The following is a 15,990-nucleotide window of genomic DNA, read 5'->3' on the forward strand; positions in this document are numbered from 1 at the left end:
CCGGGCGGTTGGCCAAACTTCCGCTCCGGTTCTCCGGGATTTTCCGGCGAACCCGGAGCGACCTCGCGCCTGAGTCAGTGAAGGCCGGGTTCCCTGGCCACGCAGACACGCCATACGAGGGCGCCCCCATGAAAACTACCGAGATTCGATCACTGGAACGGGATATCGAAGCCGCCCTGGAGTCGCTGCCCCGCCTCGTGCGGGCCTGCCACAACCGAATGGGCAGCCCCCTGGGGGCCCAGGACCTCGAGGAAGCGATCCAGGAGACGGGTCTTGCGGCCTGGCGCCAGCGGGGCTCGTTCCGCGGCGAGTCGGGCGTGGAGACCTGGCTCTACGGCATCGCTCGATACACCATCCTGAACCAGCTGAATCAGCGCAGGAGACGGGTGCGGCGCGAGGGACCGATGCCCTCCCCATCGGAGATGCCCGAATACGAGGGGCGCAATCCCGGCAGTTTTGCGGACACAGGCTTCGGCCGCGCCGTGCGCAAGAACCTACGCGAAGCGGGCGATACGGCCGAGCTGATCATCCGCTCCCACAAGCTGGACGGCCTCACCTTCGTGGAGATCAGCGAGAACCTCCGCATGAACGAAGCCACGGTGAAATCGCGCTACTACCGGGCGCTTCCAGGCATTAAGTCCCGCCTTCAGGGCCTCTGGGCCGACGTCCGGAGGTAAGAAACGCGTAACCCAGAGGGCCAAGGGCGCTAGAGAGGGGGAGGAGAAAGATTCCCCCCCCGATGACCGTTACGTTCCGCCGCATGGCGGCCACTGTTACGTCATCCGCCCCGGAGCCCCCCCATGGACGCAGAAGAACCAGACAGGAATTTTGCAGCCACCCTGGTGGCCGCCAAAGCAGGTGACTCGAGCGCGGTGAACGAGCTCTTCCAGCTCTTCTATCCGCGCGTCAAGTCGCTGGTCCACAAGAGCTTGGCCCTGGACCTGCGCAACAGTCGACCCTGGCTGACGGCCCGCTTCAGCACCGGCGACGTGGTCCAGGAGGTTTTCCGAAGCGTTCTGGGTGACCTGAGTTCCTTTGGCGGCACGACCGAGAAGGCCTTCACCGGGTACCTGACGATGGTCGTGCGCAATCGGATCATCGATGCGATCCGGTTCCATGAGGCGGATCGCCGAGATGGCCGACGCGGCGCCGCCCCCCTACCCGAGGACGAGCACCCGTCGGACGCCGCCGGTCCCGTAAGCGAGGTCGCGAACGCCGAGGAGATCGATCGCTTCCACGAGGCCCTCGCGGGGTTTCCCGAGCGCGAGCAGCTTCTCCTCCGCGCTCGCTTCGAGGAAACGGCGAGCTTTGCCGAACTGACGGAGCAGCTCGGCTACCCCTCCGAATCCACTGCGCGGCGAGCGTACTTCGCGGCCCAGGCGAAGCTGGCGGTGCAGCTCCGTTCGGCTTCCATGGGAGATACGGCGGCGAACTGATCAGGCTGGCGTCCCCGCCGGCTCTTTCTGGGCGAAAACGAGAGCGACGGCTGCGGCCACGCCCGCGCCGATCATCGCGTAGCCGGAGGCGCCGTTGCCATAGAGGACGTGACCGGTCCCGAGGAGCACGCAGTACACGGCGACGCATCCGAGGAACATGCAGAGCAGCCCTCTCGGAACGGGCCAGGGTTCCCCGGCTCCCGTCGCGGGCTGGAACCCGCGCCAGCCCGGGCCGCCCGGCCGAACGGTGTCCACGAAGCGTTGAAGCGTGGCGTGGTCCTCCCGGGGCGTGACGAACGCCGCAGCCAGCCAGAGAGCGGTGGTGGCGAGTGCGCCGCCGACGAGGCCCACGTGGTCGGGCAGCGGCTCCCCGAAGATCCGCTGATGCACGAAGGTTACGTGGCCAGCGATGATCAGCGACCCGACCATCGCGATGATCTCGGTCCACGCGTTGATGCGCCACCAGAACCAGCGAAGGATGTAGATCCCGCCCGTCCCCGCGCCGAGGAGCAGGAGAATGTTGAACGCCTGGGTCGCATCGGTGAGCAGAAGGCCCAGCGCGCTGCCCATGACGAGCGAAAGCGCCGTCGCGACGCGGCCCGCGCGCACGAGTTCACGCTCCGAGGCCTCGGGCCGGACGAAGCGCGCCCAGACGTCGTTCACCAGGTAGCTGGCGCCGAGGTTGAGCTGGGTGCTCATCGTGCTCATGAACGCTGCCATCAACGAGGCGGTCACGAGCCCGAGCAGCCCTGGCGGCAGGAGACTTAGCATCGCGGGGTACGCGAGGTCGTCTCCGACCTTGTCCTGCGGAATCCCGGGGAACGCTGCGTGAAGATCGTCGAGGTCCGGGAAGACGATCAGCGACGCGAGAGCGACCAGAATCCAGGGCCACGGCCGGAGCGCATAGTGAGCCACGTTGTAGAGCAGCGTCGCGCCTACCGCGTGCCCTTCGGTCTTCCCCGAAAAGATGCGCTGGGCGATGTAGCCGCCGCCGCCGGGCTCGGAACCCGGGTAGTAGGCCGCCCACCACTGCACGGCGATGGGCACGAGGAGCAGCGGCACCCAGACCTCGCTCTGGCTGAAGTCCGGCAGCATCGCGGTCTTGCCCGACACGAGCGGATGCTCCAGCAGCGCCGACAGACCGCCAACCTCGGGCAGCCCGACGATCACGATCGCCGCCCAGACCGATCCCACCATGGCGAGGATGAACTGCACGAAGTCGGTCAAGATCACCGCGCGCAGGCCACCGAGTCCGCTATAGGCAAGCGTGATCGCGCCTGCGACGAGCAGCGTGAGCCAGCCGTCCCAGCCGAGCAGAATGCCGCCCAGCTTGATCGCTGCGAGGCTCACCGCCGCCATCACGACGACGTTGAACACGAGCCCGAGGTAGATGGCGCGGAAGCCGCGGAGGAACGCGGCTGGCTTGCCTCCGTAGCGGAGTTCGTAGAACTCCATGTCAGTCATCACGCCGCTCCGGCGCCACAGCCGTGCGTAGACGAAGACGGTGAGCATGCCCGTGAGAAGGAAAGCCCACCACGTCCAGTTGCCGCTGACGCCGCTCTTGCGAACGAGTCCCGTGACGAGGTTCGGCGTGTCCGCCGAGAACGTCGTCGCCACCATGCTGACACCGAGCAGCCACCAGGGCATGTCACGGCCCGCCAGGAAGTAGCCGCGGACGCTCGACCCGGCCTGACGCGAGGCGAGGAGTCCGACGACGAGAGCGAGCGCGAAATAGCCCGCGATGATCGACCAATCGAGAGGAGTGAGGTGCACGCCCTGAAGCATAGCGACGGCTCGCCCTGCGGAGCGAAATCGAAGTCGGGCCTGCGGCGGCTCTCTCCGCTATCGCCTCCCCTTTTGGGCATTCACGCTCCAATCGTAGTCGACGTAGCGCACATCGATCTTCGCCGCCTGGGCCCGCAGCGCCTTGGCCGTCGACTCGTCCCCCACGTGATCGGCGATCCAGCGAACGATAGGGGCGTCCCCCTGGCCAAAGTCTTCCTCGAACCAGTCGAAGATCTTGGAGACGCGGATCTTGCCGTTCACCGGCACGACCTGGTTCCGCGATGAGTCGCCGAGCCAGACCTGGACCTGGTCGTCCAGCTGCTCGCTCAGATCCTCGGCGATGAAGGCTGTCGCTCGAAGCGGCGGGCAGCCGAGCGAAGCGCAGTTGATCGCCGCGTGCACCCGCGCGTCCTTGAACACGGGCCTCAGCAGCTCGTGCTCGATCTCGTCGAGCGTGATCTTCTTCCCCTTCTTCTCCGGGTCGAACGCCGGCAGTGGGATGAACTTCTTCTCCCAGGGCGAGCTGAAGAGTCCGCCGAGATCCTTGATGCTCTTGACCGGTCCTTCGTCACGGATCAGCTGAATCGTGAAGGCGTTGTAGGCATTGATCCAGAACGCGAAGCGCTGGTCGCGGCTCCAGCTCGCGTGCTGCGCAGGCGTGGTCGCAGCGAGACCCGCGAGGTAGGCGTCGAGCGCCTTCGGGTTCTCACGCAGCCCCGCGTAGTCGACGAGGCCGCCCTTCAGCGCGGACTCGTACACCGCGGTGAGTCCCGCGTGCGTGTGATCGAACGCCGCGGTCTGAATCTCCGCTGCCTGGAGCCGAGGCACTCCCGCCAGTACGGAGACGGCCAGAACAGCGGAGGTGACGGCGGCGGCAGCGAGAGTTTTCTTCATGGCTTCCAGGGGCATAGCGGTCAGCGGGGACGCGACGTCGCATTCGTGGTCAGCGGGGAGGCTGTGACCGGAAAAGGCGGGATGAACGCCAGCGCAGTCTCACTTCACGGACCCATAGCGTGCCATCGCGAGAATGAAATGCCTCATTGCGGCCACGGTCTCCGGATCGAACGGGACCGACGATGCCCTTTGCGCGGCAACGTGCTCTCCTGAAGGCAGAGGTTCCTCACCATGCAACGATCCAGCTTGACCAAGCCCCGCTCGCTCACATGCTCCGGCAAGGCCGCAGCTCCCCTCCTGGGCCTCGCGCTCGCCCTTTCCTCCTGCGGCAGCGGCGCCGTCTCGGAGGTCTCCCAGGGTGCTGGCGATGGCACCGGCTCCTCCCTCGAGGAAGGGCGGCGCCTGTTCCGGGAAGGTACGCTCGGGCTGGAAGCCTTCTGGTCGGACGTGGCGGGGCTCGATGCAGGCCTCGCCCGCGCCGGCTTCTCGACCCTCGATGCGCTGGCCCTGGGCCTTCAGCTCGACGCAGGTGCCATGGACCCGATCACGCTCGGCCAGCTGACGAATGAACTGGCAGGTGGGCTGAGTTCGGGAGACCTCTTCGCCCTCAACGATCCGCTGGTCTTCGAGCAACTGCTCGCCCAGGGCGCGGTCGTCGGACTGGTGGGCGTGGAAGCCGACGGGGCTCCGGGCATCACGCTCGACGGACCCGACGGTCTCAGCGTCAGCTGCGCCCTCTGCCACAGCGTGGTGGACGGCTCGAGCTACGGTGGCCCCGAGCTGCCTGGCGCGATCGGCCAGCGGATCGACGGCCCGGCTGCGAAGGATCTGCGCCTCGGCGCTCTCTTCGCCCACGCGGATCGATCCAGCGCGCTCTATCCCTACCTTCCCCAGTCCCACGCGACGATCGGCGGCTTTCCGATCGCGCGGACCGGCGCGTTCGTCGAACCGACGAGCACGGAACAGCAGTTCGACGCAGTCCTCTTCGAGGCCGCGGTCTTCCCGGCGGGCATGTGGGACGCGACGCCGGACGGCATCGGCAACCCGACCGTGATCCCGCCCCTGTTCGATCTCCGCGCGTCGGCCCCCTACGGGATCGCGGGCGAGTTCTCTGATTTGACGGATGCCCTGAACGCGCACGCGACACTCGGCCTCGATCCGACGACGCTGCTGACGGTCACAGGCCAGCAGTTCATGAACCGAATCGCGCTCGGCATCGGCGCCGAGATCGTGAACGAGTACCAGGACGTGTTCGCCGCCACCGGCGCCGCGGTGCCGATCGGCGGGCTACCCTATCTGACCGCCAGCGCGACCGGAACGATCGGAGCCGAGCAGAGCCCTGTCGGCTATCGGCTCGACGCGAGCGAACTTCGCTCTCTCACGATCTACCTGCAAAGCCTCGTCGCGCCGCTGCCAGCGGTCGGCGATGCCGCTGCGCGGGCGAGGGGCCAATCGGCCTATGCGCTCGCCTGCGCCTCGTGCCACGGAATCCCGGCCATCTCCAGGCTGAACGGCCTGGTGTCTCTCCAGGATCTCGTCTTTCCCTACTTCCCCACGGCTCTCCTCGCCCGTGGCTTCCCCTACAGCGACGTACTCGACGACCGTCTCCGCACGTACGACGACCGTCTCGTGATCTTCGATCGCCTGTATTCACCTGCGCAGGTTCCCATGCAGGCCCGCAACTACGTCGCGCCGAACCTTCGCGGCTTGCAGCTACAAGGCCGCTTCCTCCACGACGGTTCGGCGGAGAGCCTCGCTGCGCTGATGGATCCGGCGCGGGGACCGAGCGCCCCGCACGCGGTTTACCTCGAGCCTGGCGTGCGGTCCGACGTGATCGAGTTCCTCGTCACGCGCTGATCGAGCGAATCCACCGAAGAAGCAGTGGTCAGGGACGAATCAGGCGCTGCGGCGCCACCGATTCGGTGAGAATGACCGCGCGGGCGGGAAGATCTCCGAATCGCCTCCACCGCGGGAGCAAGACGCGCAGCCGCGCTTGCCATGTCCCACGCAGAACGATTCGAAGACCACCTCTTCACGGAACTCCAGTTCGATGAACGACGCCTCGGCTCGCTCAGGAGGCTGTACCGGCAGATGGATCGCGAGTGTCTGGGAGCGGGCTTTTCCTTTCACGAAGCGCCCGGCCTGCACGCGAACATGACCTGGCACTACGCGTCGAGCCCTCGGACGCTGGAGGCGTTCCGGCAGTGCCTGACCCGCAGCCGTCTGGGGGAGAGCCTCACGATCGTCCACGGGGACTCGCAGCTTCTCGCGGCCTGCTTCGTGGTCGTCCAGGGCGATACGCCCACGCTGGACTTTCACATGGACTACGGCGAGCCCGAGATCCCACCGGGGGTGACCGGTACCATGCTGACGCCGCTCCTTGCCTTCGATGAATCGTTCGGCCACCTCGACTGCCGGGAGGGCCTGGAGGAGTTCGAGTACCGCTACCACGTCGGCGACGCGATCCTCTTCGACGGCAAGTTCGAGCACCGCAGCCAGGCCTCCCATTCGGCCGGACCCGCCACCAGAATCCTGGTCTCGTGGAGCATCGCTACCGACGACATTCGATACCGTTTCGCGATCGGCCGGATCATCGACAGCCAGACGAAGTAACGCCTCAGGGCTCGGTCGGCCTGCCCCACGCAATAACAGCCTCCTCTTCGGTGTGACTCACCTCCCTATCCAGCCCCCTGCCGCGCGGTACCGCGCACGCCCCCGATGAGCTGGCTCGAAGCCCTGGGCTGGACGGGAAACGGCTTCTACTTCTCTCGGTTCTTCGTGCAGTGGTGGCAATCGGAGCGCGCGGGTAAGAGCGTTGCGCCGCCGATTTTCTGGTGGCTCTCCGTGGCGGGCGCCGCCACGCTGGGGACGTACGCGTACCTCGCCGCCGACTCTCCGCTCTTCGTCGGCTACGCGATCACCTTCGTGATCTACGTCCGCAACGTGTCGATCGCCTACCTCGGCGAGCGCGCAGGGCGCATCGGAGCTGTGCCGGCGCTCCTGCTCGGACTCGGGGCCTCCCTCCTGCTCCTGCGCTTCGGCACGACGCCAGCGGGCGCGGAGAGCGCTTCCCGCCCATGGCTGATCGCTGCCTTCCTCGGACAGGCGTTCTTCAGCATGCGCTTCGTGATCCAGTGGTACGCGACGGAGAAGCTCGGCCACGCGTACTTCCCGCGTTCGTTCTGGTGGTTCAGCCTGATCGGGAACGTCCTGCTCCTGGCCTACGCGATCCAGCGCGGCGACCCGGTCTTCATCGCGGGCTTCTCCGCCGGACCGTTCGTTCAGATTCGCAACCTGATGCTGCCGCCGATGATTCCGGTCCTTCCGCCCATCGAAAAGACCTGAGCCGCGCTATCGAGCGCCAGACCGGATCCGCTGAACCTGCGCTCGAACGAATTCGACGCCTTCCTGGCTGAGCCCGGTCGCCCGGGCCGCGCGCAGGGCTTCCGCCTCCGCCACGCCCTCATCCACGGTCAGGTGAATGGCATAGACCATCGAGGAACGCGTTCCATTCTCGTCGAGGAGCAGCGACCTCCGTCGTCCGGGCGCATTCAGAATTTGCCGCACGGCATCGACCGCGCGGTCCGTGACGCCGACTCCTTCGAAGGGCACGAAACCGTCCTTCCCAGGCACAGGATCCGCCCCATCGATGACGACGAGCTGCAGCCCCGCGAACTCAGCGGGTTCATCGAGCGGCAGCACGCTGCGCGTGTGGCTGGTGCGAAGATCGATCACGAATTCGACGCCTCGACGAGCCGCCAGCTCGAGGTCGGGCTTCAGCTCTTCGACAGGCGACATCCCACCGAGCCAGTCGCCGTCGTAGGTCATGGCGCTGCGGATGCTGCCGAGGCGCGCCGAGGTCAGGCGCGGCCCCACGGAGACCTTGGCTCTCACGCCAGCACCGCCGCAGCCGGAGAGTAGCGTGGCGGAGGCGAGTAGGCCCGCGGCCGCCGCGAGCACCATCCAGAGAGCTCCCTCCCCGAACCGGTTAAGAAAACCGGTCGAAGGCCCAGATCGAATTCGAAATGACACGGCGGGGAGCAGGCTGGCAGCGAGTTCAGGGACGGATGGGAGGAATCGAGCGATGCCCCCTGGCATCCGGGGCGGGCCACGGAATCATAGGGAGCCAGCGCGGGGGAGCAACCCGTGCGGGTCTCCGGATTGTCACTTCTCCACTCCCCATACTGCCCCATGACCGCCGCTCAGCACCCCACCCCCCACGGGGCTACCCAGACTCCCGGGGCTACCCAGGAACAGCGTCTCTACGCCGCCTGCCCCGAGAATGGAGCCAGGCTCCTCGAGTTCCATCCTTCCCTGGGAAGCGCATCGAACGCGATCAACCAGATGCCTCCGGGCGTCTACGAGGGCCTGCGGACCTTCGAACGGAGCAAGTACTTCGGCCTTCGGACGCACCTGGACCGACTCAAGATCTCCGTGGACGGGTTCAAGAAGCCGCTCGACTACGACGAGGACGCGCTGGTCGCGGCCCTGCATGCGGCGGCCCTCGACGCGACGGCCGCTTTCGATTCCGAGGCGCGGGTGCGAGTCGACGTTTGCGCGGGTCCGGCGACGACGCTCGGGAGCGACTCGAACATCCTCCTCGCGCTGACCCCCTTCCGGGGACTTCCCGAGGCGATCACCCGGGACGGCGCGTACCTGCAGACGGCCTGTGGACTCGCTCGCCCGTTCCCGGGCGTGAAGACCTCGGACTTCATCCCGCTCCGCGAGGCCTGGATCACGGCCCACGGCGATCCCGACGCCTACGAGTATCTGATGGTCACGGCAGAGGGCGCGCTCCTCGAAGGCACCCAGAGCAACGTCTGCTACGTCAAGGACGGCGCGGTCTACGCGGCGCCGAGCGGAATCCTGCCCGGCGTCACGCAGCGCACCGTGCTGGCGCTCGCCCGCGAGAACGGCATCGAGGTGCGCGAGGAGTTCGTGCACTTCAAGGACCTCGAGAGCTTCGACGAGTCGTTCATGACGACGTCGGTCAGAAGCGTGGTGCCGATCTCCAGGATCGATCAGATCCGCTTCGCCGTGCCGGGCCCGGTGACCGCGAGACTCGGTGCGCTCTACGACGCGTTCAGCGCGCAGGACGCGGTGGTCGCCGCCGAGAACCGCTCGGCGAAGTACTGAGCTGACCTGGAAGCGGACCCGGAAGTCTGATCCGACGTGGGGCAGCGCCAGGGGGTGGCGATCCAGGTCACGGATCGCGAGCGTGCTCTATACTCGAGGGAACAGTCCGTTCCCTCGCCAGAGTCCCCCATGCTCCGAACCGTCCCCTCTCTGCTCCTCGCGAGCGTCTCGCTCCTGGTCCTCCAGGAACTCGCCCACGCAGCCCCGATCCAGAGCGAGCTGGTTCCCCGGCAGGTGGCTGCGCCTGCGGCGGACATTCTCGACGGAACCGTTCGACTGCCCGAGCCGCGCGCTGGCGCCGTTCGGTCCCGCGGGGCGTTCTTCGCGCTCGCGTGGGAACCTGACGGAGAGACTCTCTGGAGCGCAAGGGTCCAGGCACCGATTGCGCGCGGAGCACTCGGGTTCGCGGTACAGGCAGCGAGCGCTTCCGCGTTCACGCTCCAGCTTCGAGTCGCCGGCGACGACGTGTCGCTCGAAGCACCCGGGGCGGAGCGCCGCGATCAGGGTCTTCCGATCGAACTCGGCGGCGAAGACGTTCAGCGCTGGGACGTCGTCCTTGCCAAAGGCGGCATCGCCGAGTTCCACGTTCGCGCGACCGGCGCGCACGCGCCCGCGCCGGGCTTCCTGGCTCTACGCGACGATCAGCCGCTCACGGCCGCGGCCTATCTCGATACCCACGAGCGCCTGGCGGATCGCGAGGTCGCTCTCGTCGCCCAGGTGGAGCGCGACGGCGACGGCGTGGCGGAGGAGCGGCTCGTTCACGCGATTTCGAGCGCCTGGGCCCACGTCGAAGGCCCAGGCTACGCCGCGCGCTTGCCGCTGCTGGACGATGGAATGAGCGGCGACGGTCAAGCGGGCGATGGCCGATTCGGCGTCCGTTTGCCCGAGGGTCTTCTGGGGGAGTACGCGGCACGCATCGAACTCTTCGGGAACTGGAACGGAGCCGATTTCCTGAGGACGACCCGCGTGACGTTCGTCATGGACGCGCCCGTCCTGTGGCTGACTGGCGGCGTCGAGACCGAGGTGCTGGACGCGCGTCGCCTGCGGCTCGATCTCGACGCCCTGCCGCTCGGCAACGCGCGCCGCGTCCAGGTCTCCGCCGAGGTCTGGGCCCACGATGCGTTCGGCCACGCTCGGCCGATGACCTGGCTCTCACGGATCGAACGTCCAAGCCCGAGTCCCGCGCGCGACGGGCACTGGAGGCTCCCGGTCTGGCTCGACGCGGGCTGGTTCACGGCCACGGGTCTGCGGCCGCCGCTCGAACTGCGCCACCTGCGCGTTCAGGACCCTGACCATCAGGGCGTACTCGCGAGCGCCGAGCGGATGCCCGTGCCTCCGGGCCCTCTGCCTCCGTTTGCGGGGCGCGTGGCCGTCCCCTTCAGCCAGCTCGCTGGCCCGAGCGCGAACGCGGCGATCCCGGTCGGCCCGGCGATCGAGATCCAGCCCACGATCACGAACCCCGGGCTGGTGCTGTCCCATGGGTACTGCTCGGGCGGGAACGTCTGGCCGAACACGGACTTCCGTCAGCCGAAGCTCGCGTTCTCGGACCCGAGTCAGAACCGCAGCCACGACGAGTTCGCGAACCTGATCGCGTCACAGGCCTCTGCGTACACCTCGTTCGGCTTCGTCGGACATAGCCAGGGCGGTGCGGCGGCGCTGCATTTGCTCACGTACTACCAGAGCCCGCTCGATCGCGCTCGCGGTCCACGGCGGATCCAGAGCGTGGGCACGCCCTACCAGGGCACGCCGCTGGCGTCCCTCGGGTTCTTCGCGTGCGGTGTGAATAGCGACATGACGCCGAGCGGGGCTGCGACGTGGCTCTCGGGCATCCCGAGCTGGGCGCGCGCCGAGGTTTACTACTACACGACCGCGAACGACGGCTCCGCCTGCCAGTTCCTCACGGATCTTCTGCTGTCGAACCCGGAAGACGGGACGACGGAACGAAGCCGCGGCCAGCTACCGGGCGGCCACAACATGGGCCACGTCACGGGCTGGTGCCATACGACGGGAATGAGCGATCCGGCGCAGTACACGGACAGCTCGCGGAACGCGATCCTTGACGCGGAGGCTGCGCGTTAGACTCAATGTGAGTCATCGCCGAGGCCCAGCTCGAAGCGGAAGACTCGATCCATCTCGTGGGCTTCTGCCGCTCCGATGCCCATCTTCTCGGCAGCGAAGGTGACCTCCGCGTAGGCCTCGTCGTCTCGGACGCCGTCCACGTAGGCCGAAGCCACGGCCTGGCGCAGGAGGAACTGCTGGGCGTCGATGCGGAGCTGATGCGCTTCCGTCACGCTGAGACCCAGTCCCCTTGCGATCTCTTCGATGCGCGCGGACTCGGCGGGATCCAGGGCCTCATCGCAGAGCGCGCAGGCCCACGCCAGCATCACGATCGACGGTCGCGCCTCCGGGCTCGTGCGTGACAGCTCCTCGGACGTGAGCGGCCCCATCCGCAGCATGTCTTCCAGCGTCCCGATGTCGGGGTGGACGAACTCGGAGATGAAAAGGAGCTCCTCGGTCGTCACGATCCCATCGGACTGCGAGAGTTCGAGCAGCGCTCTCAGGAGTACGGCTTGGTCACTGGGGTCCGTGACCGGCATCTCCCTCAGCCGTTGCTGGAACGTGGAGGCCTGCACCGAGGTTTCGAACCAGCGCGACTCGGTCTCGTCCCAGCGGAAGCTCGACTGCACCGACTCGAACGCCGCGACGATCGCAGCCTGAACGTCCTCGTCTCGGAAGTTGGCCTTGTTCTCGGTGCGAGGTCCGGCCTCCATCGCGTCGGCGAGCGCCGCCATCGCAGAGCGCTGGATGTGGTTCCAGATCGAGGCACGACGCCGACTGACCTTGGTCACCGCGGCCTGGGCCCGAACCGCCCGTGTGGAATCAGGACAGCGGAAGCTCACCGCAACTGAGCCCGCGAGGACCTTCTTCGATTCGATCAGTGGCTCGATCACTCGGTATTCGATCTTCGGCATGGCAAAGCCTCTCGACTGCCACGGCCCACGTGCTTGAGCAGGGAGCCCCTCCCCACGAATGCGGCCCGAACTTGGGACGAAGAATGGCCGATGTCCCCCACACGGCTGCGGGAACCTGTGGGCTCGATGGCGACCCCTTCAGGCCCAATATCGCCACGTGATTCAGGCATCGGCGCGGTCCACAGAAAGAACTTCGTGGCCAGCTACAGGCGAGGGCAAGGAAATCGCGACATGGATGTCATGAACCGTCCCCTCGTCCGTCCGATCAGTCTTCTGAAATGGGGGCGGAGAAGCGGCCTCATGCGCGCCCGATCAGCGCGACGGGGCCAGCGCGGTACTGCGCTGGCCCTGTCCCTGATCACTGTCATGATCATCGCGAGTCTCGGAGCGGGACTGATCAGCTTGCAGTCGGCGATCGACAGGCGACAGGACTTCTCGATCGATCGGCGACGCGCCCTCTACCTCGCGGAAGCGGGTATCGCAGAGGCGGCACTGGCAGTCACGCTCGGAAAGTCCGGGGTGATCGCGAGTGAGGCGGTCCCCGCCTCGTTCGGACGCGGAGTCTACTGGGTCGAGGCAGACGAACTGCCGGACGACCGAGTCCTGCTGCGCTGCACGGCGCGAATCGCGAGCGCTGAGTTCGTCGTCCAGTCCATGGTCTTGCCGAGCGTCAACCCGGTCACTCGGCTGGGGCTCTTCGGGACGGACGGCGTGACGCTGGGTTGGGGCAGCATCATCGATGGTTATCACTCCGCGAGGGGCGACTTCGCCTCGCAGGTGGACGGCGCGCTGGCGGTCGTATCGACAGGCAAGCCGGGTCTCGTGGGGAGCGATGCGGATATCGTGCTCGACGACCTCATCGTCCCTGCGCCAGCCACGCCTCCGACGCCCCCCTCGGATGGAATGGACGATCCGCCCCTGGTCGACTGGAGCCGTCTCGCCGGTATGGCCACGGAGCCTTCGCCGCCGGATGCGTCGCCTCCCTCGCCGGATTTGACCACGCCGCCTGCGTCTCCGCCGACGCTCGTCTTCGGAGAGCTCCGCCCGGGCAAGAACGGGATGGTCCGCTCGTCGGGCCTACCCGTGATCGTAGGCGACATTCGGCCGTTCGACGAGCCGCCCATCCTGCCCGAGGTCTCGCTGCCGTCACCAGAGGAAGTCATCCTCACCGGCATCAGGGTCGCAGCCAGCCAGGCAGGGATCGGTATGACGATGGCGACGCACATCCAGGGGGTGCTTGATGTCGTCGACGGCGCGACCTTGACCATCGAAGGACCCAAGGTCCTCCGCTGCGCCTCGATCATCGTACAGCGCGGCGCCACGCTCGTCCTCGATGACACGAACGGACCCATTCACCTCTACGCAGAGAACGGCATCGACTTGCGCGAGGGGTCAGGCCTTCTTTCCCTCGCACTCGAGACCGAAGCGCGCGGCACCTACCTCTTCGTGCCCGGATCCGCGGAGGTGCAAGACCGCGTCGTGCTCAACGCCACGGGCGAATTCCACGGCGCTCTCTACGCACCGGACGACATGGCGAGACTTCCAGCAGGACTTCGCTGGAAGGGTAGCCTCGTGGCCCGCGTGGTGATCACCGAACCGGGTTCACACTTCACCGTCGACAGGCGCCTCGGGATCGGAGGCGACGGCTTTCCGGCCCTGCCGCGCCAGCTCTCCTGGCAGGTGGTCCCGCTCGGTGAACAGATCGCCCGCTCGCTCAGCGTCGACCCGCTCCTGGCCCTCGCCATGCGCGGCGTCAATCCGGTCCCATCGTCGACGGCGTCGATCGAGACCGACCTCGAGATCCAGTACATGGATCAGAGCCAGCAGGTGGCGAACTACAGCGGCAGCTTCACGGGCTTCGACTCGAGCCTCGCCAGGCGGATCATCGGCGCGCGCTGGCAGGACCCGCGCGACGGCACGATGCGCGGCTGGACGACTCCGGCGGGGTCGGAGTCGACGGACGCCGTGGAGGACATGCGTGATCTTCTGCGAACCCTGCGCGCTGCCGTACTCACCGCCGCTCCGGGCACGGACGTCACGGCCATGAGCGACGAAGAGACCGTCACCGAGGTCGCGATCAACACCTTGCCAGCCGACGTCGCGACGGCGCCTACCGCCGTCAAGCGAGCGGTCCAGCGCGCGGACACCACCGCCCCGGCGGACGATCCCAGCCCCGCCACTCGCGCCACCCGCGCAGCGCTCGCAGCGCGCGACCACGCGAACAAGGCGACCAGCCTGGAGGCCGATGGGACGACGCTCATCTCCGGAGTCGCCGCCGCACTTTCGCCGGTCGCCCAGACGACCTACAGCAGCCTGCAGGCCGCCGCAGCGAACGCAATAGCGGCGGCGGACAGCGCGGGCAGTAGCGCGAGAACCGCAAGCCTCACGACCGGCCAGCTCCAGATCGACGCCGCGGACGAAGCGGAGCGCCTCGCCGGCGAAGCACTGCAGTTCGCCGAAGAGGCCTCCACGCTGCTGAGTCTCCTGAGCACACTGATCTGACGCCCTCTTCTCGAACTTCGCGCGATGCGAGCCCTTTCGGCTGAGGACGCGCAGCGCCGCGGAGCTTTGGACAGATGGCGGACTCTCGACTATCCTGCGAAGGAGGGCTGCACTGCTCGCGGCTGCATCTGCAGCACGGCGCGTCCCCTTAGAACCGGAATGGTCGAGTAGACATGCCTCAAGAGCTACGACGCGCATGCCGTGAAGCCTCCACGATGGAGCTGGCCGAGATGTGGGAGCAGCCGCTCACGTCGATCGATCGCCAGATCATCTTCGATGAGCTGGATGGTCGCGGCTATCGAACGAAGTCGCTACCACTCCCGCCTCCCGATCTTGGCCCCGGCGACGTGTCGGCCTCTGACTCGGAGCACGAAGCGCCACCGTCGGATGAAGAGCGTGCCAGGAGCGACATTGGGGTAGGAGTGGCCGCAGCTCTCTTCGTGTCCAGCATGACCCTCTTGATCGCTTTCGTCATCGGTCCGCTTGAATCGGGCGGCCTGGCCGAGGCGACGTCGCGAACGCTCCAGCTTATCTCGGCCGCGGTCTTCGGACTCCTCGCGTTCGGGATCTACAGGAGATCGCGCGTGGCGGCTGGCCTGGCACTGGGATTGTACGCACTGGATCGATTCTTGGTGCTCTGGGAACTGGTCGAAGGCCGGGCCGTCGGCGCGGGCGGGATGGTCGCCTCTTTTTTCATCCTCCTCGGTCTTGTCAAGGGTCTCCGCGGGACTCTGCTCCACCATCGCATCGAGAAAGACGTTCACCCCGAATCGCTCTGACGAAGAAGATGAATGCATCAAGACTGAACGCGATCATGCTCGCGATCAGGAAAGGAGGGACCAGCAAAGAGGATGAGCGCGCGGCCTTCCTCTGGTCATTGACCAACGCGTTCGGCACCTGGGGCGGTCAACCGGGGGGCTCTCCCGTAACTTACCGCAGAAGGGGTCGCGGCCGAAGACGATGCGGTTGCGGCCGCAAAGGCCAAGTATGCAGTCCGCTACTATGAGCGTGGCCTGGACTCGGTGGTTTCCATGGTTGCAGGTCCGGAGCGCAGGCGGTCTTTGGAAGAACTCAGGATTCGAACGATCCCGATGATGTCTGCCGTCTCCCGGTCGGTTCGGAATGAACTCGATCAGCAAAGGTCGCGATTGATGGAGGCGTGCCTCGAACTCACATTGCCGCCACTCCTCGAAGATTCGGCTCGACGGAAGACGCCCGTCGAGCGTCGGGTGTTCCCTGGCGCGAGATCTACACTGTCACCACCA

13 protein-coding genes are annotated in these 15,990 nt (G+C 66.9%); 9 read left to right on the forward strand and 4 right to left on the reverse strand.

Translation table 11 applies throughout. The features are described from left to right. Nucleotides 1–128 precede the first annotated feature (128 nt). The gene (locus Poly30_RS25145) at nt 129–677 is read left to right on the forward strand and encodes an RNA polymerase sigma factor (protein WP_419190653.1); all 549 of its coding nucleotides are present in this window, start codon (nt 129–131) and stop codon (nt 675–677) included. Nucleotides 678–800: 123 nt separating this feature from the next. Continuing rightward, the gene (locus Poly30_RS25150; protein ID WP_145204210.1) at nt 801–1,436 is read left to right on the forward strand and encodes an RNA polymerase sigma factor; all 636 of its coding nucleotides are present in this window, start codon (nt 801–803) and stop codon (nt 1,434–1,436) included. On the opposite strand, the gene Poly30_RS25155 is transcribed toward Poly30_RS25150, so the two are convergent. After that, on the reverse strand, nt 1,437–3,209 hold the full coding sequence (locus Poly30_RS25155; protein WP_145204213.1) for a sodium:solute symporter family protein: 1,773 nt from the start codon (nt 3,207–3,209) through the stop codon (nt 1,437–1,439). Nucleotides 3,210–3,278: 69 nt separating this feature from the next. Further along, entirely contained in the window at nt 3,279–4,115 is an 837-nt protein-coding gene (locus Poly30_RS25160) for a DUF547 domain-containing protein (RefSeq protein ID WP_419190654.1), read from the reverse strand. A gap of 231 nt (nt 4,116–4,346) precedes the next feature. Here Poly30_RS25160 and Poly30_RS25165 point away from each other — a divergent pair, with 231 nt between their 5' ends. The 3 genes from Poly30_RS25165 (at nt 4,347) to Poly30_RS25175 (ending at nt 7,460) form a co-directional block, all read left to right on the forward strand. Further along, complete coding sequence (locus Poly30_RS25165; protein ID WP_145204220.1) at nt 4,347–5,972, forward strand: hypothetical protein; 1,626 nt, start codon at nt 4,347–4,349, stop codon at nt 5,970–5,972. Nucleotides 5,973–6,113: 141 nt separating this feature from the next. Continuing rightward, a complete protein-coding gene (locus tag Poly30_RS25170; protein WP_145204224.1) occupies nt 6,114–6,728 on the forward strand; it encodes a hypothetical protein in 615 nt (204 codons plus the stop codon). 105 nt (nt 6,729–6,833) lie between these two features. Then, nucleotides 6,834–7,460, forward strand: coding sequence for a lipid-A-disaccharide synthase N-terminal domain-containing protein (locus Poly30_RS25175; RefSeq protein ID WP_145204227.1), 627 nt, complete (start codon nt 6,834–6,836; stop codon nt 7,458–7,460). Nucleotides 7,461–7,466: 6 nt separating this feature from the next. On the opposite strand, the gene Poly30_RS25180 is transcribed toward Poly30_RS25175, so the two are convergent. Then, nucleotides 7,467–8,078 (reverse strand): protein-tyrosine phosphatase family protein, encoded by a 612-nt coding sequence (locus tag Poly30_RS25180; RefSeq protein WP_145204230.1) that lies wholly within the window; start codon nt 8,076–8,078, stop codon nt 7,467–7,469. Nucleotides 8,079–8,306: 228 nt separating this feature from the next. Between Poly30_RS25180 and Poly30_RS25185 the strand changes: the two genes are divergently transcribed. Next, a complete protein-coding gene (locus Poly30_RS25185) occupies nt 8,307–9,251 on the forward strand; it encodes an aminotransferase class IV (RefSeq protein WP_145204233.1) in 945 nt (314 codons plus the stop codon). A gap of 129 nt (nt 9,252–9,380) precedes the next feature. After that, nucleotides 9,381–11,330 carry a choice-of-anchor X domain-containing protein gene (locus tag Poly30_RS25190; protein ID WP_145204237.1) on the forward strand — a complete coding sequence of 650 codons (1,950 nt, stop codon included), beginning with the start codon at nt 9,381–9,383 and terminating at the stop codon, nt 11,328–11,330. Between the two features lie 2 nt (nt 11,331–11,332). Here the strand turns inward: Poly30_RS25190 and Poly30_RS25195 are convergent, their stop codons facing one another. Next, on the reverse strand, nt 11,333–12,223 hold the full coding sequence (locus tag Poly30_RS25195) for a TerB family tellurite resistance protein (protein WP_145204240.1): 891 nt from the start codon (nt 12,221–12,223) through the stop codon (nt 11,333–11,335). A gap of 366 nt (nt 12,224–12,589) precedes the next feature. Between Poly30_RS25195 and Poly30_RS25200 the strand changes: the two genes are divergently transcribed. Continuing rightward, a complete protein-coding gene (locus tag Poly30_RS25200) occupies nt 12,590–14,725 on the forward strand; it encodes a hypothetical protein (RefSeq protein WP_145204243.1) in 2,136 nt (711 codons plus the stop codon). A gap of 173 nt (nt 14,726–14,898) precedes the next feature. Continuing rightward, on the forward strand, nt 14,899–15,504 hold the full coding sequence (locus tag Poly30_RS25205) for a hypothetical protein (protein WP_145204246.1): 606 nt from the start codon (nt 14,899–14,901) through the stop codon (nt 15,502–15,504). The last annotated feature ends 486 nt before the right edge of the window (nt 15,505–15,990 follow it).

This window comes from Saltatorellus ferox (genome assembly GCA_007751475.1).
In the GTDB taxonomy this organism is placed as follows: Bacteria; Planctomycetota; UBA1135; order UBA1135.